This is a genomic window from Nocardia sp. AB354, from assembly GCF_049538315.1.
Taxonomy (GTDB): domain Bacteria; phylum Actinomycetota; class Actinomycetes; order Mycobacteriales; family Mycobacteriaceae; genus Nocardia; species Nocardia nova.
This window is the reverse complement of the sequence record NZ_JBMVFU010000007.1, coordinates 114,719-140,830: the sequence shown is the minus strand read 5'-3', so window position 1 is coordinate 140,830 and position 26,112 is coordinate 114,719. Positions and strand designations below refer to the sequence as shown.

The 26,112-nt window shown below is 68.2% G+C and carries 23 protein-coding genes; 12 read left to right on the top strand and 11 right to left on the bottom strand.

Annotated elements, in window-relative coordinates; all coding sequences use genetic code 11:
* Positions 1-66: 66 nt before the first annotated feature.
* Both ACPCUW_RS12715 and ACPCUW_RS12710 read right to left on the bottom strand, forming a co-directional pair.
* A complete protein-coding gene (locus ACPCUW_RS12715) occupies positions 67-765 on the bottom strand; it encodes a ferritin-like fold-containing protein (RefSeq protein ID WP_063010276.1) in 699 nt (232 codons plus the stop codon).
* A 129-nt stretch (positions 766-894) separates the two neighbouring features.
* Positions 895-1,944, bottom strand: a complete 1,050-nt coding sequence (locus tag ACPCUW_RS12710) for an alpha/beta fold hydrolase (protein ID WP_423424945.1) — start codon at positions 1,942-1,944, stop codon at positions 895-897.
* A gap of 572 nt (positions 1,945-2,516) precedes the next feature.
* Here ACPCUW_RS12710 and ACPCUW_RS12705 point away from each other — a divergent pair.
* The 7 genes from ACPCUW_RS12705 (at position 2,517) to ACPCUW_RS12675 (ending at position 8,873) form a co-directional block, all read left to right on the top strand.
* Positions 2,517-4,127 (top strand): DEAD/DEAH box helicase, encoded by a 1,611-nt coding sequence (locus tag ACPCUW_RS12705; RefSeq protein WP_305780877.1) that lies wholly within the window; start codon positions 2,517-2,519, stop codon positions 4,125-4,127.
* A gap of 26 nt (positions 4,128-4,153) precedes the next feature.
* On the top strand, positions 4,154-5,371 hold the full coding sequence (locus ACPCUW_RS12700) for a PQQ-binding-like beta-propeller repeat protein (protein WP_305780823.1): 1,218 nt from the start codon (positions 4,154-4,156) through the stop codon (positions 5,369-5,371).
* 56 nt (positions 5,372-5,427) lie between these two features.
* Positions 5,428-6,036: an acid phosphatase gene (locus ACPCUW_RS12695; protein WP_423424944.1), complete on the top strand. Its 609-nt coding sequence runs from the start codon at positions 5,428-5,430 to the stop codon at positions 6,034-6,036.
* Positions 6,033-6,512 (top strand): GNAT family N-acetyltransferase, encoded by a 480-nt coding sequence (locus ACPCUW_RS12690; RefSeq protein ID WP_305780822.1) that lies wholly within the window; start codon positions 6,033-6,035, stop codon positions 6,510-6,512. Before ACPCUW_RS12695 ends, ACPCUW_RS12690 begins: the two co-directional genes overlap by 4 nt.
* A 93-nt stretch (positions 6,513-6,605) precedes the next feature.
* Positions 6,606-6,947: a YciI family protein gene (locus ACPCUW_RS12685; RefSeq protein ID WP_423424942.1), complete on the top strand. Its 342-nt coding sequence runs from the start codon at positions 6,606-6,608 to the stop codon at positions 6,945-6,947.
* A gap of 9 nt (positions 6,948-6,956) precedes the next feature.
* A complete protein-coding gene (locus ACPCUW_RS12680) occupies positions 6,957-8,249 on the top strand; it encodes an RNA polymerase sigma factor (RefSeq protein ID WP_423424941.1) in 1,293 nt (430 codons plus the stop codon).
* Between the two features lie 30 nt (positions 8,250-8,279).
* The gene (locus ACPCUW_RS12675) at positions 8,280-8,873 is read left to right on the top strand and encodes a GNAT family N-acetyltransferase (RefSeq protein WP_423424940.1); all 594 of its coding nucleotides are present in this window, start codon (positions 8,280-8,282) and stop codon (positions 8,871-8,873) included.
* Here the strand turns inward: ACPCUW_RS12675 and ACPCUW_RS12670 are convergent.
* Positions 8,855-9,301: a hypothetical protein gene (locus ACPCUW_RS12670; protein ID WP_423424938.1), complete on the bottom strand. Its 447-nt coding sequence runs from the start codon at positions 9,299-9,301 to the stop codon at positions 8,855-8,857. The genes ACPCUW_RS12675 and ACPCUW_RS12670 overlap by 19 nt on opposite strands.
* An 89-nt stretch (positions 9,302-9,390) precedes the next feature.
* On the opposite strand from ACPCUW_RS12670, the gene ACPCUW_RS12665 reads away from it, so the two are divergent.
* Positions 9,391-10,416, top strand: coding sequence for a diacylglycerol/lipid kinase family protein (locus ACPCUW_RS12665; RefSeq protein WP_423424936.1), 1,026 nt, complete (start codon positions 9,391-9,393; stop codon positions 10,414-10,416).
* Positions 10,417-10,650: 234 nt separating this feature from the next.
* On the top strand, positions 10,651-10,905 hold the full coding sequence (locus ACPCUW_RS12660) for a WhiB family transcriptional regulator (protein WP_030516005.1): 255 nt from the start codon (positions 10,651-10,653) through the stop codon (positions 10,903-10,905).
* 194 nt (positions 10,906-11,099) lie between these two features.
* Here the strand turns inward: ACPCUW_RS12660 and ACPCUW_RS12655 are convergent, their stop codons facing one another.
* The 4 genes from ACPCUW_RS12655 to ACPCUW_RS12640 all read right to left on the bottom strand — a co-directional run bounded on the left by ACPCUW_RS12655 (position 11,100) and on the right by ACPCUW_RS12640 (position 16,025).
* Positions 11,100-12,614: a sensor histidine kinase gene (locus tag ACPCUW_RS12655; protein WP_104392523.1), complete on the bottom strand. Its 1,515-nt coding sequence runs from the start codon at positions 12,612-12,614 to the stop codon at positions 11,100-11,102.
* 54 nt (positions 12,615-12,668) lie between these two features.
* Positions 12,669-12,884: a biotin/lipoyl-binding carrier protein gene (locus tag ACPCUW_RS12650; protein ID WP_062963647.1), complete on the bottom strand. Its 216-nt coding sequence runs from the start codon at positions 12,882-12,884 to the stop codon at positions 12,669-12,671.
* A 112-nt stretch (positions 12,885-12,996) separates the two neighbouring features.
* A complete protein-coding gene (locus ACPCUW_RS12645) occupies positions 12,997-15,150 on the bottom strand; it encodes a molybdopterin oxidoreductase family protein (protein ID WP_305780818.1) in 2,154 nt (717 codons plus the stop codon).
* A gap of 74 nt (positions 15,151-15,224) precedes the next feature.
* Positions 15,225-16,025 (bottom strand): hypothetical protein, encoded by an 801-nt coding sequence (locus tag ACPCUW_RS12640; RefSeq protein WP_423424934.1) that lies wholly within the window; start codon positions 16,023-16,025, stop codon positions 15,225-15,227.
* Between the two features lie 465 nt (positions 16,026-16,490).
* Between ACPCUW_RS12640 and ACPCUW_RS12635 the strand changes: the two genes are divergently transcribed.
* Positions 16,491-17,957: a wax ester/triacylglycerol synthase family O-acyltransferase gene (locus tag ACPCUW_RS12635; protein WP_423424932.1), complete on the top strand. Its 1,467-nt coding sequence runs from the start codon at positions 16,491-16,493 to the stop codon at positions 17,955-17,957.
* Positions 17,958-17,982: 25 nt separating this feature from the next.
* Here ACPCUW_RS12635 and ACPCUW_RS12630 read toward each other — a convergent pair whose 3' ends face one another.
* On the bottom strand, positions 17,983-19,029 hold the full coding sequence (locus tag ACPCUW_RS12630; protein WP_423425065.1) for an alpha/beta hydrolase: 1,047 nt from the start codon (positions 19,027-19,029) through the stop codon (positions 17,983-17,985).
* A 1,125-nt stretch (positions 19,030-20,154) separates the two neighbouring features.
* Between ACPCUW_RS12630 and ACPCUW_RS12625 the strand changes: the two genes are divergently transcribed.
* Positions 20,155-21,414: a cytochrome P450 family protein gene (locus ACPCUW_RS12625; RefSeq protein ID WP_423424930.1), complete on the top strand. Its 1,260-nt coding sequence runs from the start codon at positions 20,155-20,157 to the stop codon at positions 21,412-21,414.
* Between the two features lie 45 nt (positions 21,415-21,459).
* On the opposite strand, the gene ACPCUW_RS12620 is transcribed toward ACPCUW_RS12625, so the two are convergent.
* Positions 21,460-22,353, bottom strand: a complete 894-nt coding sequence (locus tag ACPCUW_RS12620) for a universal stress protein (RefSeq protein WP_063010252.1) — start codon at positions 22,351-22,353, stop codon at positions 21,460-21,462.
* A gap of 297 nt (positions 22,354-22,650) precedes the next feature.
* On the opposite strand from ACPCUW_RS12620, the gene ACPCUW_RS12615 reads away from it, so the two are divergent.
* Positions 22,651-23,919 carry a lipase family protein gene (locus tag ACPCUW_RS12615; RefSeq protein ID WP_423424928.1) on the top strand — a complete coding sequence of 423 codons (1,269 nt, stop codon included), beginning with the start codon at positions 22,651-22,653 and terminating at the stop codon, positions 23,917-23,919.
* Between the two features lie 60 nt (positions 23,920-23,979).
* Here ACPCUW_RS12615 and ACPCUW_RS12610 read toward each other — a convergent pair whose 3' ends face one another.
* Together ACPCUW_RS12610 and ACPCUW_RS12605 are read right to left on the bottom strand one after the other, a co-directional pair.
* Positions 23,980-24,777, bottom strand: a complete 798-nt coding sequence (locus tag ACPCUW_RS12610; protein ID WP_064903004.1) for an SDR family NAD(P)-dependent oxidoreductase — start codon at positions 24,775-24,777, stop codon at positions 23,980-23,982.
* A gap of 129 nt (positions 24,778-24,906) precedes the next feature.
* Positions 24,907-26,106 (bottom strand): cytochrome P450, encoded by a 1,200-nt coding sequence (locus tag ACPCUW_RS12605; RefSeq protein ID WP_063010246.1) that lies wholly within the window; start codon positions 26,104-26,106, stop codon positions 24,907-24,909.
* Positions 26,107-26,112 lie beyond the last annotated feature (6 nt).

The window sequence follows — 26,112 nt, the reverse complement described above, 5'->3', positions numbered from 1 at the left end:
GGAGACGATGCGCCTGCCTGTGCTGTCAGCGAACAGCCGCCGGTCCCGACGGCCGCCGCGAGCGGCTCATCCCAGGCTCAGCACCCGCATCCGCTCGGCATGCGAGTTCTGCATCCGTTCGAACAGCGCCGCCACCCCGTTGAGGTCGCCGGTCGCGGTGAGCACCAGTTCGGTCAGCTCGTCGCGCTGGGCCATCACGTACTGCGCCTGGGTGATGGCCTCGCCGAGCAGCCGACGGCCCCACAGCGTGAGCCGGTCGCGCTCGGAGCGGCTGACGGTGACCGCCCGGCGCACCTCCTCGATGACGAATTCCGAGTGGTGGGTCTCGGCCAGCACATCGCGCACGACCGCGGCCACCTCCGGCGCCAGCGCATCGGCGAGCACCGCGTAGAAGTCAGCGGCGATACCGTCGCCGACATAGAACTTGACCATCGACTCGAGCCAGTTCGAGGGATCGGTCGAGGCGTGGTAGGCGTCCAGGGCCCGCACGAACGGCGCCATCGCGTCGAAGACGTCGACGCCGCGCCCCTGCAGCGCCCGCTCGAGCGTCTCGAAATGCTCCATCTCGGCCGCGGCCATCTTCGCCACCGCCACCTTGCCCCGCAGCGTGGGCGATAATTTCGCCTCTTCCGCCAGGCGGTAGAACGCGGAGATCTCACCGTAGGCGAGAACCGCGAACAGATCGGTGACACCGAGATGGTCGGCGGGGATTCGATGATCGGATTCGGTCGAAACACCCAGCGCGCCAGATGTGTTTGCACCCATGGCCACCACCCTAGTGGGTCGGCGCCCGGAGGGGGCGGCGGCGCGGCGCCGAAAAGAGTTCCCCCGCCGGCCGCGCTTCACACCGGCATGTCCGAACCGGCGGACAGCTGTCGCTGCCGCGCCGCCGGATCATGCCTGGTCGCCCAGAAATTTCTCGAGGTAACCCCACGTGGTGTCGCGGGCGATCAGGATGCCCAGATGACTGCCGGGCGAGGTCTCGTATCGCACCTCGCGGGCGCCGGTCAGCGTTCGCTGCCCGTGCGCCACCGCCGCCGCCGGAGTGATCACGTCGTCGGTCCCGCCCACCAGCAGTACCGGCGCGGTGATCTCGGCCAGCTCGATCGGCCGGGTGCCGACGTGCACCACGCCCCTGCCGATGTCGTTGGCGAGCATGAACCGGCTCCACAGCTGGTTGTAGAAGCGGCCGGGGTAGCCGGGCAGCCGGGACTGGAACCGGTCGATCGTCTCCATCCGGGCCAGCGTCGCCGAATCGGTCAGATTGCCGGCCAGGAACATCGGCCGGCGCAATTCCCGCTCCCAGGCGGCGGCGCGGTAGGCCAGGCGGGTCAGCGGCGCCGGAACACCGCCGGCCGCCCGGACCAGGTTCGACACCGTGCGCCCGCCGTCGATGCGCGCCAGCGCGCGCACCTGCGGGACCCCGTTAACCCGGTTGTAGTCCAGCGGTGCGCCGACGGCGGTGACGGAGCGAATCGGCAAGGTCGCGTCGGCCGCGGCGGTGAGCAGCGACAGCACGCCGCCGAGGGACCATCCGACCAGATCGACGGGAGCTCCGTCGCGATCGGCCGAGACGCGGCGCACCGCCTCGGGCAGAATGTCGTCGACCCAATCCTCGAATCCCATGCGGCGGTCGGCGAAGCCGATCTCGCCGTAGTCGACCAGATAGGGGCGGCGGCCGATCTCCAGCAGGAAGCGGGCCATACTCTGGTCCGGGCGCAGGTCGAAGCACACCGCGGGGGCCGCCAGCGGCGGAACCATCAGCACCGCCGTGTCGTCGGCGGGCGAGGGCCCGGCGGGATCGACGTCGTAGCGTCGCAGCAGCCGGTGCGGTTCGTCCCAGAGCACCGTCGAGGGAGTGGGAACAGGCGCTTCGATGCCGTCGCCGAAGGTCAGCGCCCATGCGTTGCGGGCCGCGGCGCCCACGGTCTCTGCCAAGCTCACGGCGACCAATTTATCGTGTGACACACCGTCTCACATATGTGGGCTGGGCCACGCCCGGCCGGGACCGCCCGCGGAATCCGCTCGCACCGAGCGGAAAAGCGGACATATCGAACCCGCGGCGCGCCTGTACATACTTCCGCGAAATCCTCGTTCTCATCGACCGCACAATTTCGCCGGTCACGACGAATTACCGTGTGCCGCAGCCGGACCGGACACCGAGCAGCCGCCCACGACAGCGGGAGCGAGGCGAAGAAAGCTATCACGCTACAATCTCTATGGGCAACGGAAATTTTCGCTCGCACCGCCATATCCCGGCCGGCATATCGGGACCGGTGGTCGAGGCAGTGCGACAAGGGGTAACCGAAGCCCGCCGAAAATGTGCGCGCACCAGATCCGCGACCCCTTTGCGCCGCGCCCGGACAGCGATCCGGGTGGCGAGAGTGCAGGTGGAACCCGCCGGAAATGTGGTGGCCCGGAAATCCGGTCCCAATCCACCCTCGTGCGCGCTGGATGCGATCAACACGAGGAAGGCACGAATCCTGAGCAAGATCACCGTCGAACAAGAACCCGGGTTGGCGGACACGCTGCTGACAGCGGAACTCGACTCCACCCACACCACTCCGACATTCGCCGAATTGGGCGTTCGCCCCGAAATCGTGCGCGCTCTCGGCGAGATCGGAATCGAACACACATTCGCCATTCAGGAGTTGACCCTCCCCCTCGCGCTGGCCGGCGACGATCTGATCGGCCAGGCCCGCACCGGTATGGGTAAGACCTTCGGATTCGGCGTACCGCTGCTGCACCGAATTTCCACCGCCGATTCCGGCACCACGGCATTGGACGGCACGCCCCGCGCGCTCGTCATCGTGCCGACGCGGGAACTCTGCGTCCAGGTCACCCAGGATCTGGAGAACGCCGGCAAATACCTGAGCAATCAGCAGGGACGCCTGCGCGTCACCTCGATCTACGGCGGTCGCCCCTACGACGCGCAGATCGCCGCATTGCGCGAAGGGGTCGACGTCGTCGTCGGCACCCCGGGCCGTCTGCTGGATCTGGCCGAACAGCAGCATCTGATCCTGGGCAAGGTCGGCGTACTCGTGCTCGACGAGGCCGACGAAATGCTCGACCTGGGCTTCCTGCCCGATATCGAGCGCATTCTGTCGATGGTTCCCGAACAGCGACAGACCATGCTGTTCTCGGCGACCATGCCGGGCCCGATCATCACGCTGGCCCGCACGTTCCTGCACAAGCCCACGCATATCCGGGCCGAGGAACCCTCCGATTCCGCGGTGCACGATCGCACCGCGCAATTCGTCTACCGCGCCCACGCGCTGGACAAGAGCGAATTGGTCGCGCGCATCCTGCAGGCCGAGGCGCGCGGCGCGACCATGATCTTCACCCGCACCAAGCGCACCGCCCAGAAGGTCGCCGACGATCTGGCCGACCGCGGTTTCGCCGTCGGCGCGGTTCACGGCGATCTGGGTCAGATCGCGCGTGAGAAGGCGCTGGACAAATTCCGCAAGGGCAAGATCGACGTGCTGGTCGCGACCGATGTCGCCGCCCGCGGTATCGATATCGACGACGTCACCCACGTCGTCAACTACCAGTGCCCGGAGGACGAGAAGACCTACGTGCACCGCATCGGCCGCACCGGCCGGGCCGGGCGCACCGGTGTCGCGGTCACCCTGGTCGACTGGGACGAGCTGCATCGCTGGGAGAGCATCAATTCCGCGCTGGGCCTGGGGATGCCCGAGCCGGTGGAAACCTACTCGCGCTCCGAGCACCTGCGCAGCGATCTCGGCATTCCGGAGAACGCGACCGGAACCGTGCGGCGCGCACCCGCGCGCGAAACGGATGCGGTCGTGGTGGAGCGGGAGGCACGCCAGCCGCGCAAGCGTAATCGCCGCCGCACCCGCGGTGGTAGGGCGGTCGACGCACCCGAGGGCGCCACGGCGGAGTCGGCCGAGTCCGCGACCGACACCGCGGAAAGCGCTGCGGCACAATCGGTTCCGGCCGAACAGCCCGCGGGCGAAGCGGCCGAGGGCGACAAGCCGGCGCGGCGTCGTCGCCGCCGGCGCCGCAAGCCCGCCGCGGAGGGCGGCGACACCACCGGCGGTGACGTCTCGGCAGACGAGTCCGGTAGCGCGGCAACGGGTGGCGATCAGACTGCCGCATCGGCCTAGTCGCCGGATCGGTTAGTCTCGCTGACGTGCTCGCACCCGAGCGGCGGACGCGCGCCGACCTCTATGCCGCAGTCGCGATCGCCGTTGTCGTGGCGATCGCGGCCGCTGTCGCGTGGTCGACGAGCGACGCCCGCGGCACCGAATCCGATCCCGCGGCCCATCCGGCCTCGGTGGCGCCGGCGGCCGATCGGCTGCCGGACGCCCTCACCGAACGGTGGCAGGCACCCGACGGCGTCTCCGCGCGGGCGCTGACCTCCAGCGGCGTCGCCGTCACCGGCGACGGCGGCACCGTCCGCGGTCTCGATGCGACCACCGGGCGAGAGCTCTGGAAATACCAGCGCGATCTGCCCCTGTGCGCGCTGGAGAGCCAGTTCGCCACCGTGATCGCCACCTACCGCGATCCGCGCGGGTGCAGCCAGACCACGATGCTCGGCGCGGAGGACGGGCGCCGGCGCACCGCGCGCAGCAGCTATATGGACTCGCAGGTCCGGCTGTCCACCGACGGCACCTATGTGCTGGCCCAGGGACCACGCCGGCTGGAGATGTGGCGTTCGGATCTGGTCCGCACCCTCGAATACGGCTACGTCGACGCGCAGGTGAACCCGCACACACAACCCCGGCACGGCTGCACGCTGCTGTCGGCGGCCTCGGGTGGCAGCCGCCTGGCCGTGTTGGAACGCTGCCCCGACGACGCCGCGGACCGGCTGACGGTGCTGAATCCGGCGCCGAAGGACGCCTCCGCCCCGGAGGAGTACGGCTCGCACGTCCTGACCGAACCCGGTGCGGCGGCCGGCAACGCCCGGGTGATCGCGGTCGCGGACAACCGGATCGCCCTGTATCTTCCCGGAACCGACGCCGCCCCACCGGAATTCGCGATCTACGACGCCAACGCGAATTCACTTGCGGTGCACCGTCTCTCCGCGCCGATCGCCGACAACAGCACGGTGACCCGGCTCGGCTCGGCGTATTTCGTGTTCACCGGCAACAGCGTGATTGCCTTGAGCGCGAGCACCTTCGAGCCGCTGTGGACCGCACCGGACGCCCTGGGCGCGCCGGCGATGATGGCGGGCAACGTCCTGGTGCCGGTGGCCGACGGGATCGCGGCCCTCGATCCCGGCAGCGGCGCCCAGCAGAAGCGGATCCCGTTGCGGCGCAGCGACTACCACGGGGAGCCGATCTCACTGGCCGTGAGCGGTCCGGTGGTGCTGGAGTTGCGGGGCGGCCGACTCTACGGAACCAGCTGAACCCTCGCGTCGATCCGTCCGGCCGGTCGCTCCCGCGGTGCGGCATGATCGGAATCATGAGTGCATCGGACAGGGACTATCGGCTGGTGCTGCTGCGGCACGGCGAGACCGCGTGGTCGGCGGCACGCAAACACACCGGGCGCACCGATATCGCGCTCACCGAACGCGGCGAAGCTCAGGCGCGAGCAGCCGGAAAGGTCCTCGCCGGTCTCGACCTCAGCGATCCGCTGGTGCTGACCAGCCCGAAGAAGCGTGCCGTGCACAGCGCCGAACTGGCCGGGCTGCCCGATCCGCGGATCGACGACGAACTGGTCGAATGGGATTACGGCGACTACGAGGGCCTGACCACCCCGCAGATCCGCGAAACCGCCCCCGGCTGGACCGTCTTCACCGGCGACGTACCGGGCGGCGAATCCGTCGACGCGGTCGGCGCGCGGGCCGACCGGGTGCTGGAATCGGTGGCGTCGGCGCTGCGCACCCGCGATGTGGTGCTGGTCGGGCACGGACATTTCTCCCGGGTGCTGATCGCGCGCTGGGCGGGTTTCCCGGCCCGGGAGGGACGGCGCTTCTTCCTGTCCACCGCCGCGATCAGCGTGCTCGGCCACGATCATCAGGCCGCCACGATTCTGGCGCACAATATCGTGCCGCCCGAGACCGGCCGATGATCCGCCGCGCCACGCCCGAGGATGTGCCCGCCCTCGTCGAACTGGTCTACGACCTCGCCGAATACGAGAAGGCACGCGACCAGTGCGCGCTGACGGCCGAGGACCTGCACGCCGCGCTTTTCGGTCCGGCGCCGGCGGTGTTCGCCCACGTCGCGACCGTCGATGGGCGGATCGCCGGATGCGCGATCTGGTTCCTGAACTATTCGACCTGGACCGGTAAGCACGGCATCTACCTGGAAGATCTCTACGTCCGGCCCGAGGCGCGCGGTCGTGGCCTGGGCAAGGCGCTGCTCGCCGAGCTGGCCCGCGAGGCCGTGGCCCACGGCTACACCCGGGTGGACTGGTCGGTGCTGGACTGGAATACGCCCTCGATCGAGTTCTACCGCGGGCTGGGCGCGGTGGCACAGGACGAGTGGACCGGCTTCCGGCTCGCCGGTGACGCGCTCGCGCGGCTCGCCGATTCCGGAAATTCCTGAGAATCTCTCGCGCCGGTGTCGATTCCGCGGCGGGGTGCGCGTCGAAGAGTTGAATGGCTCGAAAGGCGGGCCACCTACTCGGAGGACGAAATCATGTCGCAGTATCTGATCCTCATCTATCAGGACGAGCGTGCCGCGGCCGAACCGGAGTCCGGCAACGCGATGGCGGAGAGCCACCGGCAGTTCGGCGAGGACCACGCGGCAGCGATGCGCGGCGGAAACGCGTTGCACCACAGTCACACCGCCACCAGTGTGCGGCCGGACGGCGCCGGCGACTTCGTGATCACCGACGGCCCGTTCGCCGAGACCAAGGAGCAGCTCGGCGGCTACTACCTGGTCGAGGCCGAGGACCTGGACGCCGCGATCGCCATCGCCCGGCGGGTGCCGATGGAATTCGGGGGCGTGGAAGTGCGCCCGATCCTCGAATTGAGCTGAGCCGCACCCGTGCTCGACAACTGCTCCGACCACGGCTCGACGGATCGCGGCGGCCCCGACCGGGTCGCCGCGGCGGTGGCCGACGCGCATCGCCGGGAGTGGGCGTTCGTACTGGCGGCGACCGTGCGGGTGACCCACGACCTCGAACTCGCCGAGGAATGCGTTCAGGACGCGTACGCCCAGGCGTTGATGCGATGGGCCGCGGACGGAATTCCGTCCCGGCCCGCGGCCTGGCTGACCACGGTGGCGCGCAACCGCGCATTGGATCTGCTACGCCGCCGGTCCACCGCGCGCCGGGCGTTGCCGCTGCTTATCGCGGACGAAAAGACCACCGAGACAGGTATTTTCGATGCGATCGACCCGTACGACCCACAGTTCCCCGACGACCGTCTGCGACTGATCTGCACCTGCTGCCATCCGGCACTGGCCCCACAGACCCAGGTCGCGCTGACCCTGCGCCTGGTCTGCGGACTCACCACGGCCGAGGTCGCGCGCGCCTTCCTGGTGGCCGAGCCGACGATGGCCGCGCGGATCACCCGCGCCAAGAAGAAGATCGCCGCCGCCCGGATCCCCTACCGCGTGCCGGACCCGGCGGAATTGCCCGAGCGCATCGAGGCCGTGCTGGCGGTGGTGCATCTGCTGTTCACCACCGGGCACACCGCGCCGTCGGGCGAGAACCTCATCCGCCGCGATCTCACCGAACGCGCCCTCGATCTGGCGCGGATGCTGCACGGTCTGCTGCCCGAGGATCCGGAGATCGCCGGCCTGCTCGCCCTCCTGCTGCTCACCGACGCCCGCCGCGCGGCGCGGGTGACCCCCGAGGGCGCCATGGTCGCGCTGGCCGATCAGGACCGCGCGCGCTGGGACCGGGAGGAGATCGGACAGGGCATCGCGCTGGTCCGCTTCGCACTGGAACGGCGGCCGGGCCGCTACGCGCTGCAGGCCGCGATCGCCGCCGTTCACGCCGAGGCGCCCAGTTACGCCGCAACCGACTGGCAGGAGATTCGCGGGCTCTACGACGTCCTGAGCCGGATCTGGCCCTCGCCGGTGGTGGCGCTCAACCGGGCCGTCGCGATCGGGATGGCCGGCGATCCCGCCGCCGGTTTCGCCGCGCTCGACGCACTCGCCGCCGAACCGCAGCTGGCCGGGTACAGCTATCTCCCCGCCGCCCGCGCGCACTTCCTCGCCGAACTCGGGCGGCTCGACGAGGCCCGGCTCGCCTACTCCGAGGCCCTGTTGCTGACCGAGAATGCGGCCGAGCGCGAATTTCTCGACCGCCGCCTGGCCGACCTCGACCGATAGGGTGGACCGATGGAGGTCACCGTTCGTCCCGTGACGGAATCCGAAGTGCCGGAACTGGCCCGGGTACTGGGTCTGGCCTTCGACGACGATCCGATCATGCGGTGGTGCCTACCGGCCGACCGCACCCGGCCCGCCCGCGCGGCGACCATGTTCGGCGCGCTGATCCGGCATCTGTACCTGGCGCACGGGGCGGTCGACGCGGCCTTCGACGAATCGGGCCGGATCGTCGGGGGCGCGGTGTGGTCGCCCCCCGGGCAGTGGGATTCGTCCGGTGGCGATCAACTGCGGATGCTGCCCGCATTGGCACGTGCTTTCCGATTGCGACTGCTCGCCGTCGGGCGGATGTCGGACCGGATGAGCAAGGCGCATCCGCACGAACCGCATTGGTATCTCGCCATCGTCGGCACCGATCCCGCGGTCCGCGGCAAGGGGTACGGGCACGCCCTGCTGGCGCCGCGGCTGGCGCACTGTGACGAAACCGGCGCGCCCGCCTACCTGGAATCCAGCAAGTTCGCCAATATCGCCTATTACGAGCGCTACGGCTTCGATCTGCGCGGCGAACTCGACGCCACGGGTGGCGGACCGCTGCTGTGGCCGATGTGGCGTCAGTCGGCGACGTCGTAGGCCTGGGCCATCCAGCGCACCGACGGCGGCGAGAAGACCAAGCCGAGGGTGACGAGGGCGACCAGCCCGACCGGGATGCCCAGTTCGAACCGATGCGAGCTGAGCATGTACCACGCGGCGGGCAGCAACAGCACCTGCGCGATGACCACGATGGCCCGGCCCCAGCGCTTACCGCGCAGCAGGCCGATACCGGCGGCCAGCACCGCGCCGGCCAGGATCACGAACCAGGCGGCGGTGCCGTACGCCGATTTCGCGGAGGTGTCCGCCGACGTGATGCCCTGCACCACGAGCACGATCGCGATGATCACCCCGATCAGGCCCTCGAGCGCGGCCAGCGCACCCGCGCCGCGCACCGTGCCGGGAGTCGGGTCGGCCGCGCCGCCGGTGGTGCCGCCGGTGCTCTCACTGTCCGCGTTCTGCTTCGCCACCTGCCCAGCGTAGAACCGCGCGAACCGGGCCTCGCACGCGTGGTCGCCTCCGCGGGATCCGGTGGCGATCGCTCAGTAGGCTGCTGAGGGTGCGGACGCTGTTGATCGTGAATCCGAATGCCACCTCGACCACTCCGGCCACGCGGGATCTGCTCGCCCACGCGCTGGAGAGCCGCACCCAGCTCATCGTGGCCCACACCCAGCATCGCGGCCACGCCGCCGAATTGGCGCAGTGGGCGACCGATGCCGAGATGGACCTGATCGTGGTGCACGGCGGCGACGGCACGGTCAACGAGACCGTCAACGGATTCCTCCCCCTGCCGAAACAGGCCACGTCCGGGCCGGACTCGGCCGGCGCCGCGGAATCGGCCGCCGTGCAACGTTCGGGCACCTGGATCCCGCGACTGGGCGTGATCCCGGGCGGCTCGGCGAACGTGTTCGCGCGCTCGCTGGGTATCGAAGCGGATCCGGTGGCCGCGACCAATCAGCTCATCGATCTGCTCTCGCTCGACGACGGCGAGGCGCATGCCGGCGATCGCCGGATCGGCCTGATGGTCGCCGACGGCCGCTGGTGCGCGTTCAGCGCGGGCGTCGGGCTGGACGCCGACGTGTGCGAGGCGATCGATCGCAGCCGCGCCGCGGGCCACGCCGCGACCCCGGCCCGTTATCTGCGCACCACCGTCCGGCAATTCTTCCGGGCCAAGCGGCGCGAGCCCGCGATCACCGTGCGTGTTCCCGGACGCGAACCGGTGCCGGGCGTGCATTACGCCTTCGTGACGAACACCAGCCCGTGGACGTATCTGGACAACACCCCGGTGCGCACCAATCCCGGAACGACGTTCGAACGCGGACTGGGTGTGTTTGCGATGCGGACGATGAGGGTATTGCCGACACTGTCGGTCGCCAGGCAACTCCTGGCTTCCGACGGAGATCCGAAGGCCCGCAATTTGTTTCGCGTCGACGATGTATCTTCGGTGCGAATCGAGGCCGACGACGAGGTCGGTCTGCAAATCGATGGCGACTTCATCGGCCGGCGCAACGTGGTGGATTTCACCTCGGTGCCGGAGGTGCTCGAAGTAGTCGCTCCCAAGCCGGAATCCAGCCGACACAACTGAGAAACATCGCAGTTGTGCTGCGGAAACCAGCGCAAGCGAGTACAAAGGACTCCGCAGGCCCGGCTTTTCAGGGCTTTAGAGCGTGAGCTTCCCCACGGTGCACCCGAAGGCTATTGACATCTACGGTGTTCGTGAAAGCATTCACAAGCAACCGTGCGGAAACATTCGAGACGCACAAGTGAACGGACCACAAACCAGCGGCGCCTTGCGGCGCCCATGCAAAGGAGCAGAGGAATGGACTGGCGCCACAAGGCCATCTGTCGCGACGAGGACCCCGAGCTGTTCTTCCCGGTGGGTAACAGTGGTCCGGCGCTCGCGCAGATTGCCGATGCCAAGCTGGTCTGCGCCCGCTGCCCCGTGACCGCCGACTGCCTGTCCTGGGCCCTGTCCTCCGGACAGGATGCCGGCGTGTGGGGTGGTATGAGCGAAGACGAACGCCGGGCGCTGAAGCGGCGCAACGCCCGCACCCGCACTCGCAGCGTCGTCTGAGACGCGCGGCGTTACCGGCTCGTAGTAAACCGCACAACCTCGACCGGTAACGCATTTCGGCCCGGCACCGGAAAGGTGCCGGGCTTCACTGTTTTTGTTGCCGGATTGTTTTCCCGCCCTATTTCACATAACCGTCCGACGGCGATTCGGACTTATCCGATTTCCGCGAGTGGCGGTGCTTGCGCGGGACGCTTTCAGCGTGAGTTGCGACGGCCCAGCGGCACCCGCAGCACCGCGTCGGTGCCGATATCGGCGCCCGGGTGCAAACCGATCGAGCCCCCGAGTTCCGCGGTGACCAGAGTGCGCACGATCTGCAATCCCAGCCGATCGGAACCCTCCAGGCTGAATCCCTCCGGCAACCCGCGCCCGTCGTCGCTGATGATGACGTCCAGCCAGCGCGCCGAACGCTCGGAACGTATTGTGACAGTTCCGTTTTCGCCGGCATCGAAGGCGTGCTCGATGGCGTTCTGCACCAATTCGGTCAGCACCATCACCAACGGGGTCGCGCGTTCGGCGGAGAAAACTCCCAGCGAACCGTCGCGGCGGACCTTGATGCGGGCGGTGTGCACGGTCGCCACATCGGCCATGATCGGCAGCAGGCGATCCACCACCTCGTCGAGGTCGACCTCCTCGTCCACCGACATCGACAGCATTTCGTGCACGGAGGCGATGGAGGTGACGCGGCGCACCGATTCGGTGAGCGCCACCCGGGCCTCCTCGTTCTCGGTGCGGCGGGCCTGCAGGCGCAGCAGCGCGGCGACGGTCTGCAGGTTGTTCTTCACCCGGTGATGGATCTCGCGGATGGTGGCGTCCTTGGACAGCAGCGCCCGGTCGCGGCGCTTGACCTCCGTGACATCGCGGACCAGCACCGCGGCCCCCGCCAGTTCACCGTGCGGGCGCAGCACCAGCGTGCGCAGCAGCACCGTCGCACCGCGGGCCTCGACCTCCATCCGCCGCCCCGATTTGCCGGCCAGCGCGGCCTGGATGTCGCTGACGACCTCCTGCGCGTCGAACGGATCGGTGATCAGGGAACGGGTCGACTGGGCCAGATCCTGTCCGGCCAATTCGCTCTGCAGGCCCATGCGGTGATACGCCGACAGCGCGTTCGGGCTGGCGTAGACGACCGACCCGTCGGTGTCGAGACGGATGAAGCCGTCCCCGGCGCGCGGACTGGAATGTGAGCCGGTGCGGTCCTCCAGCGTCGGGAAGGTGCCGTCGGCGATCATCTGGCACAGATCGTCGGCGCAGCTCATATAGGCGTGTTCGAGGCTGCCGCGGACCTTCGAGCGCTGCATATCGGTATCGCGGCCCAGCACGGCGATGACGTCGGTGCCGCAGCGCACCGGAATACCCTCGCGGATGACTCGTGCGGGGGTCGGGTGGTAGACGCCGGTGGATTCGCCGTCGCCCTCCACACGCACGATCTCGCCCGAGCTCAGGGCCTGGAAGATCTGCGGATGATCCTGGCGGGAGGCCAGCGACCCGACCAGATCGTCGGGCTGAACCGTCGGGGCGGTCGTGGGCCGGCACTGGGCGACGCACACCACATCGGCACCGTCGGTCACCGGGCCGATGCCGACCCACAGTTGCAGATCGGCGAACGACAGATCGGCCAGCAACTGCCAATCCCCCACTACGCGCTGCAGATGATCCACCGCCGCACCGGGGAGATCGGTGTGTTCGGCGAGCAGATCACTAAGAGTGGACACGGGAACAAAGGCTACGGCACGCGCCCGCGGGCCGAAGTCGTGTCGCGGCCGAAGCTACGAGATGACGGCGATCAGATCGCCCTTCTGGAGGACATCGCCGGGTTTCACATTGATCGAGGCCACGGTTCCGTCCGACTCGGCCACCACCGGGATCTCCATCTTCATCGATTCCAGCAGGACCAGGGTGTCACCCTCATGCACCGCCGCACCCTCCTGCGCGACGATCTGGAAGACGGTCGACACCATCTCCGCGAGCACTTCCTCAGCCATGACACCCTTCCGGTCGATCGGCCCGTATCCGCTGACGGTACAGCCAACCACATCCGTACCGAGAGCGTTCGATCGCTCGAAAGATACCGGGCCGTAGGCGCTGTCGCGCCGGCTACGCGGTGGCGCTCACCGTGACCCAGGTGTTGTTGACCGCGGCCGTGCCGGACAGCGGGTCGACCAGCGCCGGGTCGTGGAGGAGGTTGACATTGGCGCCCGGGAGGGAGGCGGCGACCCGCCAGCCCACGCCGGGTTCGCGGTGGCCCCAGCCGTGCGGGATCGCGACCGTGCCGGGGCGGATGTCGTCGCCGACCTCGAGGGTCACCACGATCGAACCGCTCGGCGAGGAGACCGTGACCGGTTCGCCGTCGGTCAGCCCGCGCGCGCCGGCGTCGACGGGATGCATGAGCACGGTGCAGCGATCGCGGCCCTTCACCATGGCCGGGACGTTGTGCAACCAGGAGTTGTTGCTGCGCAGGTGGCGCCGGCCGATCAGGCGCAGATCGTATCCGTCGGCCGTGGTGTGCGGCGTGGCCGGCAGATCGGCGAGCAGCTTCGCCACCTCGGCACGGAAGTCCTGCGGCGCCAGCCGGACCTTGCGGTCGCGAGTGCCGATCAGCGTGCGCAGGCGCGGGCGCAGCGGTCCGAGATCCACACCGCCCACGGAAGCGCGCAGCTTGGTGATCGTCAGGCCCGCACGTCCGCGGCGCAGCACGCCGTACGGCCCGGCCGCGATGCCCAGGGCCGCTAACCGCAGGGGCGAGAGTCGTTCGAATACCGCGTTGAGCGCCTTGCCCGTGAGGCGTCGCGCGGGCAGCGGCACCACCTCGGTGACCAGCCGGGCCATGATCTGCCAGTCCTCGAGCCCGTCGGCCGGCGGCTCGAAAACCTTGGCGTCGTAGCGCAGGTTGTTGCGCACACTGAAGACCGGGAACAGCAGATTGACGTCCTCGCGCTCGAGCTGGGACACCGGCGGCAGGATGATGTCGGCGTGCCGAGTGGTCTCGGTGACGTACATGTCCACGGCCACAAAGAAATCCAGCGATTCCAGCGCCGCGTCGAGGCGCCCGCGCTGCGGCGTCGACAGCACCGGATTGCCGGCGTAGGTGACCATCGCCCGGATCTGCCCGCGGCCCTCGGTGAGAATTTCGTCGGCCAGCGCCGCCACCGGCAGTTCGGATCGGAAGGACTTGTAGCGACCCGAGCGATCGGTCCACGCCCCGTGACCCATCGGCAGGTATTTGGCGTACCGGGCGGCGTCGACCGGCGCGGTCGCGAACATCTGGCCGCCCGCCCGGTCCAGATTGCCGGTCACCGCGTTGATCGTGTTCACCAGCCAGTGCGTGAGCGTGCCGGTCACCTGCTGACACACCCCGATCCGCGCGTAGAGCACGGCCGAGCGGGCCGCGGCATGGTCGTGGGCGAAACCGCGGATGGTCTCGGCGTCGACACCGGCGTGCGGGGCCGCGAGTTCGGGAGTGCACTGCGCGACGGTCTCGCGCAGCTCGTCCCAGCCCGAACAGCGCGCCCGCACCGCCCGCTCGTCGCACAGCTTCTCGTCGATCAGCACATGGAGCACGGCCAGCAGCAGGTAGACGTCACCACCGGGGACGACCGCGATGTGCTGGTCGGCCAGCCGCGCGGTCTCGGTGCGGCGTGGATCGATCACCACGACCGTGCCGCCCCGCTCCCGCACCCGCTTGATGCGCTGTTTGGCGTTCGGCATGGTGGTCACCGACCCGTTCGACACGGCCGGATTGGCCCCCAGGATCACCAGCCGGTCGGTGCGATCGATATCGGCGACCGGCATGAGGACATTGGATCCGAACATCCGCCAGGCCGCGAACTCCTGCGGGAACTGATCGATCGACGAGGCGGAGAAGAAGTTGCGGGTCAGCAGCGCCACCCGCAGCAGCACGCCGTACAGCACCGAGGAACTGTGTGCCGCAGGGTTTCCCAGATACATGCCGATCGCGCTCGGACCGTGTTCGGAGCGGATCTCGCGCAGCCGCTGCCCGATCTCCCGGAACGCCTCGTCCCATCCGATCGGCTCGAACCGATCGCCGACTCGGCGTACCGGTGTGCGAAGCCGGTCCGGGTCGTGGTGCAGTGCACCCATCGCCGTGGCCTTGGGACAGATATATCCCTGGGACAGCACATCGTCGGGATCTCCCTCGATCCGGACGACGCGGTCGTCCTCGACGGTGACCCGGATTCCGCAGTGCGCCTCACATAGGGTGCACTGCCGAGAAACAATGCGAGTATCCATGGCACATCCTCTCAGCGCGGCATCTCGCAGCGTACCGGCGCCCGCGGCATCGGTACAGCCCCGCCGGATCGGCGCTACCGCCCGCGGATCTCGTAGAGCAGGGTGCGGCCGTCGCGGACGACCGTGCGCACGGATTGCCGGTAGGTCGTGTGACCGCCGTCGGGCCGGTACTCCTCGATATCCACATCGAACAGCTCCGGCTCGCGCGTGGTGATGTGGACGCAGTACGTGGTCCCGACCGGGATCACGGTGTCGATCGCCTGCTGCAGCCCCACGGCGGGAGCGACGTTGACGGTATCCGGCGCGACGAAGGCCTGGGCGCGCGCGCCGCTGCGCTCGGTGTAGTACGAATATTCGAATCCCAGAATCGAATTCGGCCCGTCGGTGACGCCGCCGGCGCCGTTGCCCACCACGATGCCGTCGTGCGCCTCGGCCGGGCATGCCGGAGTCTGCGGCCCGGGAGCGGGGGCGGACGTTGCGGTGGAGCCGACCGGAGCGGAGGTCGTCGAGGTCACGATCGCGGCGGCGGTACCCGGTTCCTTTCGCGTGGCCGTGACGGCCAGCGCGATTCCGCCACCGGCCAGCGCGAGCACGACGACGGTCGCCGATGCGGCGATCCACCATTTGCGGCCACGGGGCCGGCGCGGCGGACGCGTGGCCGGGCCCAGTGCGAGCTGGATGGCATCGGGATCGATTGCCCATTCCGGCGACTCGGACGGGCGCCGGACGATCCGCGGCGGCGAGGCCGCGGGACGCGAATCGCGCAGCGGAGGCGGCTGCGGCGAACGGGGCGGCGAATACCAATCGGCGGAGCCCACCGGCGGCCCGAACGGTTGCGGCGCGTGCCCGGGCGGCCGGTTGGATTCAGAACTCATCACATCCCTCACGCCCGCTGCTGTCCCGCGGGGAAAACGATGCCAGCACTTGCCCCGGCGCACAACCGGAAGCCGCTCCCAGCAGTGGGAGGCACTACTTGCAATTCACGAGCGATCTTGGCTATCGAACCAACTCGGGCGCGCTCGCGGCAATCATGCGGATAACGCATCGGCTATGACACTGCCGAACCAAAATAATGCGCGATACCTATTACTGTTCGGAAGGGTGTGAACAGCTCGATGGCGCCGCCGGAATCTGCACCGGGCGGTAGCGGTCCCGGTTCGCCGAAGTTCTCGCCATTCATGGCGGCGGTTGTGGCCATTGTTCGAAGTCCGCGCATCACCGCGCCGGATATGCCGACCGCCACCGACGTATCCGTCGACGCCGACGGTAGTATCCGCCACAGAAAGAATTGTGCGGACCTATTCTCCTTCGCCCGCACAATGTCCGGTCAGGAGTAATTCATGACGACGAAAACGAGCCGCGATACGAGCAGCGCTCCGCACGTCACCGCCGAACAGCTGAGTCCGCGCGATGCGGTATTCGTCTACGACGAGTTCGAACGGCACCCGTCGAATATCGTCGCCGCCTATGTGTTCGCCGGCGCGACGGACCCGGCCGGATCGGACGGCCGAGCGGTGAGCCGGGCACAGGTGCGGGCCTGGATGCGGGAGCGGCTCGGCTACGCACCGCTGTTCCACCGCCGGCTCGAGCGCGTACCGGGCGATGTCGACCTGCCGTACTGGGTCCCCGACTCGGGCTTCGACATCGACCATCACGTGACGATCGAGGAACGCGCGTCGTGGCCCTGGGACGAGGTGCGCGGTCGCTTGGCCGAGATCGCCGCGGCCCGTATGGATCTCAGCCGTCCGCCGTGGGAACTGCACCTCTTCGACCGCGTACACGGCTTTCCCGAGACCAACAAGCCGGTGACGATCGTGGTGCTGAAGTTCCATCACAGCGTCGGCGACGGTGTGGCCACCCGCGAACTCGAGCGGAAACTGTTCGGCGCCGCGGACACTCATCCGCCGCTCCCCACGATCGATCGCCGCTGGTCGCAGCCCTCCGCGCTGCTGCGCGCCGCCGCCGTCACGCCGTATCGGTTCGCACGTTTCGTCTCCGGCGTGGCCCGCACGCGGGCGGCGGCCCGCACGGTCCAGGCGGAGGTCGCGGAAAACGCGCTCCGCGAACCGATTCCGCTGCGCCCCGCCACCCGCTTCAATCGCCGCATCGGCGCGACACCCGCCTTCGATCTCGTCACCCTGCCGCTCGCACAGGTCAGGGCGGCGAAAGCGGCCTCCGCCGAGCGCATTACGGTCAACGACCTGCTGTTGGCCGTCGTCTCGGGCGCGCTCTCGGCCTATCTCACCGAGCAGGCCGAAACCCCGTCCGCGTCCTTGAGCGCGATGGTGCCGATCTCGATGCGCGGGCTCGCCCGGTGGAATTCGGCGAATCAGCTGTGTCAGATGTCGGTGGACCTGCACACCGATCTCACCGATCCGCTGGAACGGCTGCGCGCGATCCGGCAATCGGCCCAGGAGGAGAAGCGGCGCTGGGCCGACCCGGCGGTGATCGTGCGCGAGAGCCGGATGCAGACCTCACCCGCCTGGCTGTTGCGACTGGCCGGATGGGCTCGCGCGCAGCGGGTTTTCGACAACGTCGACACAGTGCCGCTGTCCAACACCACCATCAGCAATGTGCCGCCGGTCGCGGACCGGCTGGAATTTCTCGGCGCACCGGTGATCAGCGCCTTCGGCGTCCTCCCGATCATGGACGGCGACGGCCTGCGGCATCTGATCACCTCCCAGGGCGATCAGGTGGTGATCGCGGTCAGCTCCGATACCGGCATGCTCCCGGATCCGGCACGGTACGCGGAACTGCTGCTGCGCTCGTTCCGCGAACTGAGTGAACGGCTCACGACACAGGGGTGATGGCCGCGCGGCGGCGCGGAGCGGCTCAGTTCGCGCCGATGGCCGCGGCCATCATCGGCCACGATTTGTGCAGGTCGTCCTGCCAATAGCCCCACGAGTGGGTTCCCGCCGGGTGGAAGTTGTAGGTGATGCCCGTGTGTCCGAGTTCCCGGGTGCGCTCGGCGAGTTTGGCCGTGCAGTAGTTGGCCGCCGATTCGATACCGCCGCCGAGGAGAACCTGATTCGCCAAAACCCCGGTGTCGGCCCGCACGCTCGGGTCGGCGAGACTGTCGTGGCGGCCGGGAAGTCCGCTGGCACTGGAGATGTACATCGGAATTCGCGGCAGCCGGTCGGCGTGCAGATAGGGGTCGTGCGCCTTCCAGCCCTCACCCCCGACCGGTCCCCACATATTCGTCGCATCGCCCTTGCCCAGGCTGATCACCAGGCTGACGAACGACTGGCCGATCGGATCGCTGGTCATCGCACAACCGCTGTACGCGGAGACGCTCCGATAGAGCGCGGGCGCCTCGATCGCCAGATCCAGCACCGAGGTACCGGCCATCGAGATGCCGGCCAGCGCATTGGCGCCGGTGGTGCCGAAGGCCGAATCGATCACGGGCGGAAGCTCTTCGGTGAGGAAGGTGGCCCACATGTTCCGGCCGTTGTTCTTCAACTTCTTCGCCAGGCCGGGGTCGTCGCGCTGCCAGTCGGTGTAGTAACTGAACGCGCCCTCCATCGGAATCACCACGTTGACGTTCTTGTCGGCGAAGAAGTCCGCGGCATCGGTCTGCGCCAGCCAGGTCGCGGCGTCCTCGCCACCGCCGGCGCCGTTGAGCAGATACAGCGTGGGCGCCGGGGTACCGGCGTCCTTCGCACGCAGCACTTGCAGCGGGATGTCGCGATCCATCGACGGTGAGTGGACGCTGATCTGGAGTACACCTCCAGGACCTGTGGTTTCGCTGACGACATGCGCCGCCGGCGCGGCCGAGACGGTCGGTGCGACCGACGTCCACAGCAGGGCGGCCGCGCCGAGATATGCCACCAGACAGGCGATCGCGCGCCCCACGCCGCTCCTCGTACCGCTCGACACCACTACCACCTCTACACACCACTGTGGGGGCGCACCCGGTTCGAGTGAGCCCCCACAATCGACAACTGGACTATTTTCCGGCGGCCGGGGTACCACCGCTGAGGGTGATGAGCGCATTCACGATGGTGGTTCCGACGGAACCGGCGCTCTGTGAGCCCATTCCCAGAATGTCGATGAGCGATCCCATTTCCTTCTCCTAAATATCCGTGCATCGAGTCACCGCGCGCAACTCGATGAATACGAGCGGTTACGCCGAATTACTTGACGATGCTTCCGAGCGAGCCGAGGAAGGTCTCCCACAGTCCGTCTCCCGCAACTGCGGAGCCCAGGGCCGGAATCAACGCGGTAAGCAAGTCGCCCATCGAACCCATCGATGAATCTCCTTTGTGAGCGTGTTCAATCGCCTCTCAGTCGCCGGAATCACGCCTGAGAGTTATCAGTCACGGCCGGTACCGGTTAGTGACCGAGGCAACATATCAAGCGTCCACTTTTCAAGCAAGCACCTCCTCTAAAACCGGAAGCCGTCTTCCCGCTCGTTTATAGCTACTTTTCGGCAACTTCCGGCTGGAATCGGTTACGCCGAACCGGACCAGGGTCCGCGGCGCGAACCGCCCACCGCCCGGCGAGTTACCTTGCTCGACAACACGTTTCACTTCCGGCCGGAAGTTTCACCTCACGCGGAACCGGGTACGGAATTGTGCACGCACCACATCGCCCGACGGGCTCGACAGCTCTTCGAGACCCTTCGTTTCGCTAGGAAATTTTTTTCCGAAACCTCGCCGGAGACCCGTCACACCCGGGAATCGGGCTCACAACGCTGCGCGAGACCGGTGATCCCGGGCGCGCGGACGGTGTGCGATGATCATGGCGAACAGCTCGGACGGCCGGCCGCTTCCTCGTCGCGGAGGCCAAAGTTGTTCTCTCCATGAGCTTTTCTGGTCAACAGACCGAGTGCTAGTGCTCGACCCTCACCGATGCCTGCCCGGCCGAACGCTGTCCACAGCTGCGTCGTCGCCCTGGGTTTGCCGCGCCGTTACGCCGTGTCGACTCGTCATGTCTCCGGCCTGCCCGCGGAGCCGCATCGGCTGTACGTCGGATTTCGATCGAACATCGAAAGGACTTTGGCACGTGACATATTCGGATTCGGTGCAGGCCGCGGACGCGATCCTCGAACTGACCGACGACTTCTACCAGGACCCGCACGCGGTCTACCGGGAGCTCCGGGCCCGCGGTCCGATCCATCGCATCCGGCTGGACGGGGTGGTGGGCTGGTTGGTGGTCGATCACGAGGTCGCCAAGCAGGCCTTCCTCGAGCCCGGCATCAGCAAGAAGATCGGGTCACCGGAGGGACAGGCCGTGCTCGCGCGGAACGGCGCGGTCGACCGGTTCAACGGCGCGATCAACGACAACATGCTGTTCGCGGATCCGCCGCAGCACACCCGCCTGCGCAAACTCGTGACGAAGGCCTTCACCGGCCGCGCCGTCCGGGAGCTGGGTCCCCGCATCACCACCATCGCGGACGAACTGCTCGCGGAGATCGGCACCCGCGATCGGGCCGACCTGCTGGACGCCTATGCCTTTCCCCTACCTGTCGCGGTGATCTGCGAACTGCTGGGAGTACCGGACGACGACAAGCACGACTTCCGCGCGTGGACAGCGGTGGTCGTCAACGATTCCGCGCCGATCGAGGAGCGCACCACCGCGGGCATCAGCTTCTTCAGCTATATGACGAAGCTGATCGCCGCACGCACCGACAGCCCCGGAGACGATCTGCTCTCGGAACTGATCATCGCCAAGGAGGACGGTGACCAGCTGGACCAGAGCGAGCTGATCTCGATGTTGTTGCTCCTGCTGGCGGCCGGGCACGAAACCACGGTCAATCTGATCGGCAATGCGGTCTACGAGATGCTGCGGAATCCGCGCATCGCCGAGCGGCTGCGGGCCGAGCCGGAAACCGTTCCGGCCTACGTCGAGGAAATTCTGCGCAGCCAGGGGCCGGTGCACCTGGCCACCGCGCGCTACACCACCCGGCCGATCGTGCTGGGCGACCGGGAGATAGGCGCCGGCGAATTCATCCTGATCTCGCTCGCGGCCGCCGACCGCGATCCGGACCGCTTCACCCACCCGGATCGGGTCGACGTCGATCGTGCGGACAATCGGCATATCGCATTCGGGCACGGCATCCACTTCTGTCTCGGCGCCGCACTGGCCCGGACGGAGGCCACCATCGCGATCAACCGGCTGCTCGACCGGATTCCGGAGCTGTCCCTCGACCCCGAGTACGGGGAACCGATCTGGCGTAGGAGTCTGCTGATTCGCGGGCTCGCGGCGCTGCCGGTGAGCATGGTGCCGGCGAACGAGCCGGAGTTGGAGTTCTCGGCGGTGTGATCGGCGGATGACGCCGGGCGGCCGGTCGGCCGCCCGGCGTGCGCCTCACCGTCGTCGCACCACGATCACCGGGCATTCGGACGACTGCAACAGGGCATGGCCGGTCGAACCGAGCAGCATTCCGGTGAATCCGCCGCGGCCGTGGCTGCCGACCACCACCAGCTGGGAATGTTCGGATTCGGCGAGCAGCGCCCGAGCCGGCCGATCGGCCCAGACCACCGGCCGCACATCGACATCCGGATACTGTTCCCGCCATCCGGCCAGACTCTCCGAGAGAGCGGCGCGCTCCGATTCGCGCACTGTGTCCCAGCCGGCCACCGCGACCTCGGGCAGGCTGATATCGCTCCACGTATGCACGGCGATCAGCGGCACCTTCCGCCGCGACGCCTCGTCGAAGGCGACGCCGATCGCGGGTTCACTGTTCTCGGTGCCGTCGACGCCGACCACCACCGGCTTCGCCGCGGTCACCATGTCGGTCGCGGAATTTCCAGGAATCACCGCGACCGGGCAGTGTGCCCGCTGCACCACCGCCGAACTCACCGAACCGAGCAGCGCCCGCCGGACGGCGCCGCGCCCGCGACTGCCGACGACCACGCGGTAGGCCCGTTCCGACCGTTTGATCAGGGTCGGGATGATCGGATCGAACACCAGCTCGGCATTGGTCTCCAGCGGCCCCTCGACCAATCCGGCGATCCGGCGCGCCTCGGCGACGATGCGCTCGCCGTCCTCGCGCACCCAATCGGCGCCACCGGTCCATACTTCCGAGCCGAAACCGGTCGGCAGCGTGGCCGAGGTGACGATGTCCAGACGCCGCCCGTGCATGACGGCATCGACCGCGGCCCAGGCCACCGCCTGATAGGAGATCTCCGAGCCGTCGACGCCGACCACGATGGGCCGGTCGGGTTCGTCGGCGGTATGCGCGTCAGCTGATTCCGTCATAGTGGCTCCACTTCGTCTCGGCGAGCGGTATCCGCGCCGAGATTACCGGGGAGAGCGGGAGGCAGCATCGTTCGTTCCGAATGAACGGCGGATTCGCGGGCGCACAGGCTGATGGGATCACGCCGTCGCAGGCATCGAGTACCGTCAACTCAGCAATTTTTCAGCGCACAGCGTCGCGCTTCCCGCCACGACCGCCGAACCGGCGAGTTGCGCGCAGGTATCGATATGCAGACAAGTTGAGCCACAATGATTCCGGCGCGGTGGTCGGCCGTCACACGGCACGGATATGTTGGACCCATGTCTTGCGATTCCACACCGACCAAGATCGCCCGCAATCGCCGGGCACGACACGGTCCGCTGGTGGTCGTCGCGGCATTGGCCTCGATCGCGGCCGCGACCGTCGGCGCGTCGGCGGACCCCACCGGCGCGACGGCCGTACCGGAGGGGCAGGCGTTCTACGACGCACCCGCCGAGGCGATCGCCGGACCGCACGGCTCGGTGATCCGGGCCCGCAGTATCACCGGTGATCCGGGCCTGCCCGGGGCGCGGAATCTGCTCGTTCTCTATCGCTCGGTGGATCTACAGGGCCATCCGGTCGCCGTCTCGGGAACCCTGGCGGTGCCCGGCGGCACACCACCACCGGACGGTTGGCCGCTCATCTCGTGGGCGCACGGCACCACCGGGGTGGCCGATATCTGCGCACCCTCGCGCGACACCGGTCCCGACTACCCCGACCACGACTACACCGCGCAGGTGCGCGACGTACAGCAGCGCTGGCTCGCGGCCGGATACGCGGTGGCACAGACCGATTATCAAGGGCTCGGCACCCCGGGCCCGCACGGATACCTGATCGGCACCACCGAGGCGCGCGCCGTGGCCGATATGGCCCTGGCCGCCCGCGAACTCGACGCATCGATCGGCACGCGGTGGGCGGCGATCGGCCACTCACAGGGCGGCCAGGCGGCCGTCTTCACCGATGCGCAGGCCCGCGCCTGGGCTCCCGGACTCGATCTGCGCGGTGTGGTGGCACTCGCCCCGGCATCGCAGGTGGAATTCGGCATCGGAGCGCAGCGGGTGGTGAGCACCGTCGGGGCGGGCGAAGTCCTGGCCGGCACGCTCGGCAACTCGAATGCGTTCCTGCCGTTGCTGATTCGCGGCGCGCAGACCGCCGAGAACATCGATCCGTCCCGCTTCCTGACCCCGCGCGCACTGAGCCTGCTGCCCGAGGCCGACACCGGATGCCTCGGCTCCTTGCGCGCACCGGACAGCTGGGGCGGCCTGCCCGCCGATGCGGCGTTCAGCCCGCTCGGCGACGCCACACCCCTGCTCCGCGTACTGACCGACAACGACCCCAGCACCCAGCGCGTCGACGTACCGCTGCTGGTGTTGCAGGGCAGCGCCGACACGACGGTGCCCCCGCGCGCGACGGATGCGATGGTCGCCCGCTTGCGCCTGGCCGATCAGCAGGTCGCCTATCGGACCTACCCCGGCGTCGACCACCGCGGCATCCTGCAGGCATCACTTCCCGACGCCCTCGCCTGGGTCGACGCGCGCTTCACCTCCTGAACCCGCACGCGAATTCGGCTCGGCTCCACGTCGTTCGGACACCCGAGCCGTCGCCACCGTCTATTTCCCGGCGTACATCTCTCGCATGTTCTTTCCCATGAGGGCGACGGCTGTCCTGCGCGGCAGAATTCGGGACAGCAGTGTGCCGTTGAAGCGGTTGGCCCGGCCGGGAATCACCGAGGGTTGTCTGCCGAGTGCGGCCAGGCCCGCGGCGACCACCGGGGCGACCGGCATCACCTTCGGGGAATTGCGGACAGTGCGCGGTTGGTCGGCGCGGTAGCCGGGGGTGTCGGTGGGGCCGGGAACGACCGCGACGACGTCGACACCGTGCGGACGCCATTCGTCCCACAGTGATTCGGCCAGATTCAGCGTCAACGCCTTGGTGCCCGCGTACGAGGCGTACATGGGGGTGCCGAGCAGGCCGGACATGGAGCTGAGCAGGATCACCCCGCCGCGGCCCCGTCCGATCATCGGCGGCACGAATCGGTGCAGGACGGTCATCATCGCGGTCACGTTGATGTCGATCGTCTTCAGATGCCGTTCCAGCGGTGTGTCCAGCCACATGCCACAGACCGAGAGCCCGGCGTTGTAGACGACCAGGCCGAGTTCGACGTCGTCGACCAGCAGCGCCACCGATTCCAGCACCTCCGGCGCGGTGATGTCGCCGGTGACCGCGTGGGTGCGGATTCCGTAGCGGTCGGCCAGATCCGTTGCCAGCGTGTCGAGTTCGTCCTTCTCCAGCGCGACCATGACGAGGTTCAGGCCGCGTTCGGCGAGCTGACGGCAGAATTCGGCCCCCAATCCCAGCGCGGCACCGACCACCAACGCCCACGGCCCGTACCGCTGCGGAAAGCTCATCTGCTGTCTCCTCGACCTCGATCAGAAACGGGTGCGAGTCCGATCATTGCATCCAGGAGACGAACTCGCCTCCGGCGCGGTCCCGAGGCGCCGGCCGGGCCTTCGCGATCCGCCTGCGCGACAACCGGTTCAGGTGCGGGCGGGCAGACTTTCCCAGCCGCGCACGGTCGAGGTCGGCGACAGCCGCGCCTGCGACATATCGACCTCCCACTCCGGGAACCTCTTCAGGATCTCCTCGAGTGCGATGCGACCCTCCAGCCGCGCCAGCGCCGAACCCAGGCAGAAGTGGGTGCCGACGCTGAACGCCAGATGCGGTTGCGGTGCGCGCCGGATGTCGAAAACGTCTCCGTCCGGGGCGAAGTGGCGGTGGTCGCGGTTCGCCGCGCCGATCAGGAACATCAGCACCGACCCCTCGGGCACTTTCTGCCCGTAGTACTCGACCTCGCGGGTGACGTAGCGGCAGGTGTGCGGAGCTGGCGATTCGAAGCGCAGCAGTTCCTCGATCGCCTGCGGGACGAGCGCCGGATTCTCGACCAGCAGCCGGCGCTGGTCGGGATGATCGGCGAGAACCTTTCCGGCCCAGCCGATCAGGCGGGTGGTGGTCTCGTTCCCGGCGCCGGACACCACATTCACGTACATGAGCAGTTCGTCGCGGGTGAGACGGCGCTCGGTTCCTGTCTCGTCGACGAATTCGACGTTGAGCAGTTCGGTCATGATGTCGTCGGAGGGATGTTCGGCGCGCCAGTCGATATAGGGGCCGAAGATGTCGCCGGACACCATGCCCTCGGAGGCGGCCTTCATCGGCTTGCCCTCCTCCGTGCGCATCTGCTCGTTGGCGAAATCGCGGATGGCCTCCTGATCCTCTTCCGGGATGCCGAGCAGCATGCCGATGGTCCGCATCGGCATCCGGGCGCCGATATCGGCGATGAAGTCCAGGCGGCCGGTACCGACCAGCGGATCGAGACTTTCGGCACAGAAGTCCCGCACCTTCGATTCCAGCGCCTTGATCTTGCGCGGCGTGAACATCCGGGAGAGCAGTTTGCGGTGGATCGTATGCACCGGCGGATCCTCGAAAAGCAATACGCCGGACGGTATTTCGATATTCGCCTTGATGAGCTCCAGGATCGCGCCGCGGCCGGAGATGAAGGTGTCCTTGTCGATCAGGCCGGCGTTGACGTCCTCGAATCGGCTCAGCGCGTAGAAGTCGTGCTCGGCGTTGTAGTAGAGCGGCAGCTCGTCGCGCAGGCGCTTGAACATGGGATAGGGATCGGCGTTGAGTTCGACGTCGTACGGGTCGTAGTGGACGTCACTGGCCGCGCTGATGGTCACTGGTTC

Excerpts from the sequence above, each read along its gene's own strand:
- ACPCUW_RS12615 (WP_423424928.1), top strand. The coding sequence starts at position 22,651 with ATGTCTTGCGATTCCACACCGACCAAGATCGCCCGCAATCGCCGGGCA.
- ACPCUW_RS12610 (WP_064903004.1), bottom strand. The coding sequence starts at position 24,777 with ATGAGCTTTCCGCAGCGGTACGGGCCGTGGGCGTTGGTGGTCGGTGCC.
- ACPCUW_RS12635 (WP_423424932.1), top strand. The coding sequence starts at position 16,491 with ATGACGACGAAAACGAGCCGCGATACGAGCAGCGCTCCGCACGTCACC.
- ACPCUW_RS12640 (WP_423424934.1), bottom strand. The coding sequence starts at position 16,025 with ATGAGTTCTGAATCCAACCGGCCGCCCGGGCACGCGCCGCAACCGTTC.
- ACPCUW_RS12645 (WP_305780818.1), bottom strand. The coding sequence starts at position 15,150 with ATGGATACTCGCATTGTTTCTCGGCAGTGCACCCTATGTGAGGCGCAC.
- ACPCUW_RS12620 (WP_063010252.1), bottom strand. The coding sequence starts at position 22,353 with ATGACGGAATCAGCTGACGCGCATACCGCCGACGAACCCGACCGGCCC.
- ACPCUW_RS12685 (WP_423424942.1), top strand. The coding sequence starts at position 6,606 with ATGTCGCAGTATCTGATCCTCATCTATCAGGACGAGCGTGCCGCGGCC.
- ACPCUW_RS12650 (WP_062963647.1), bottom strand. The coding sequence starts at position 12,884 with ATGGCTGAGGAAGTGCTCGCGGAGATGGTGTCGACCGTCTTCCAGATC.
- ACPCUW_RS12660 (WP_030516005.1), top strand. The coding sequence starts at position 10,651 with ATGGACTGGCGCCACAAGGCCATCTGTCGCGACGAGGACCCCGAGCTG.
- ACPCUW_RS12690 (WP_305780822.1), top strand. The coding sequence starts at position 6,033 with ATGATCCGCCGCGCCACGCCCGAGGATGTGCCCGCCCTCGTCGAACTG.
- ACPCUW_RS12695 (WP_423424944.1), top strand. The coding sequence starts at position 5,428 with ATGAGTGCATCGGACAGGGACTATCGGCTGGTGCTGCTGCGGCACGGC.
- ACPCUW_RS12715 (WP_063010276.1), bottom strand. The coding sequence starts at position 765 with ATGGGTGCAAACACATCTGGCGCGCTGGGTGTTTCGACCGAATCCGAT.